We start from the raw sequence: 1,551 nt of genomic DNA, 5'->3' as shown, positions 1-1,551 counted from the left end.
GGAAAAATTACAGATTGCCAAGAAGCATTTGCTCCCAAAGGCGATAGACAGCATGGGCATTTTGCCGGGCAATTTAAAGGTCTCTGACACGGCAATTCGCAAGATTATTTCGGATTACACCATGGAGGCCGGTGTGCGCGGTCTGAAAAAGCGCATGGATACCTTGTGCCGCAGTGCTGCGGTGAAATTGGTCAAGGGAGAAAAGACATCTATCTCTGTCGGCACGCGGCAGCTCAAGGAAATGCTTGACCGCAAGCCGATTCGGCACGATAAGGCGATGGATGCCGGTATATCCGGCGTTGTCACGGGTCTTGCTTGGACACAGGCAGGCGGTGATATTCTGTTCTTGGAGACCATGTTTACCAAGGGAGAAGGCAAGGTTCGCATCACGGGACAGCTTGGCGATGTCATGAAGGAATCGGTACAGGTAGCGATGAGTTTGGTTAAGAGCATGTATCCGGACAAAGCAGATCTGTTTAAGGAAAACGATCTGCATGTTCATGTGCCGGAAGGCGCTGTGCCGAAGGATGGCCCGTCCGCGGGCATTACGCTGACGACAGCTTTGGCATCTCTTGTCACAGGCAGAGCGGTCGATCCGACAATTGCCATGACTGGCGAAGTTTCGCTTCGCGGCGGCGTGATGCCGATTGGCGGCTTACCAGAGAAACTGATGGCCGCTGTTCGTGCAGGCATTCGCACAGTATTTATTCCGAAGGACAATGAGGAAGATTTGGAGGATGTCGCAGAAGAAGTCAAGCGGCAGCTGACAATCATTCCGGTCAGCCGTGTTTCGGAAGTGCTGGAAAAGACCGGCTTACAATAAACAGGCAATATACAGCAAATCCCAAGAGTTCACGCTCTTGGGATTTTTGTTGCTGTTTTCGTATAAAAACCGTATAATAGAACCAATGCAAACAGAAAGGAGCGCACCGAATGATTCCGTTTTCCATCTTGAGCGGACATTTGCTGTCAGCAAGGGAGAAAATACAAGAGGTCAGTATTTTGGATGTATCGCGGATTGGTTTTACTTTTCGTGTGCCGCGGCAATGGCAGAAAAAATGGGATACGATAGAGCTGCATGTGTATTGCCGGAAAGACGGTGCGTATCGTATCGTTGTTTTGCGTGATGTCTGTTGTGAAATAGAGCAGAAAACAGAATTTTTCATCTTATATCGCGTTGAGTGCAGGCAGTCGGATTACAAACAAGTTGTGACAGATTTTATGGTGGAATACAGCCAATATATCTCTTTGAAATTGGCAGAAGACGATGGACAATTGGCACAGACGTTAACCGGCTATCCGGTGCACAAAGATACCGTATTTGCCTCAAACTGGGATGCGCAGAGACGCGACTGGTTTTCAACCGTGCAGCCGGACGCAGGGTGGCAGGTTGGTATGCATGACATGCCGGAACTTGCCATTGCATTAGATCGGCCGGAGCTGTGGGAAACATATCTTGCGATGCCTATGGATGATTTTCTGACGTGGTATTGGACATCAAGCGGATTACAGAGACATCCTATTGCCAAGAAACAGATTTCTTGTTTGTAT

2 protein-coding genes are annotated in these 1,551 nt (G+C 48.9%); both read left to right on the top strand.

Features of this window, described 5'->3' with window-relative positions; translation table 11 throughout:
- A partial coding sequence (locus tag ACR0P9_RS12390; protein WP_432620597.1) for a S16 family serine protease occupies positions 1–823 on the top strand: 823 nt, incomplete at its 5' end.
- A gap of 110 nt (positions 824–933) precedes the next feature.
- Positions 934–1,551, top strand: a 618-nt coding sequence (locus ACR0P9_RS12385; protein ID WP_432620595.1) for a hypothetical protein, incomplete at its 3' end; no start/stop codon positions are given.

Source organism: Butyricicoccus sp., from assembly GCF_050872565.1.
Classification (GTDB): Bacteria; Bacillota; Clostridia; order Oscillospirales; family Butyricicoccaceae; genus Butyricicoccus_A.
This window is presented reverse-complemented; position numbering and strand designations above follow the sequence as displayed.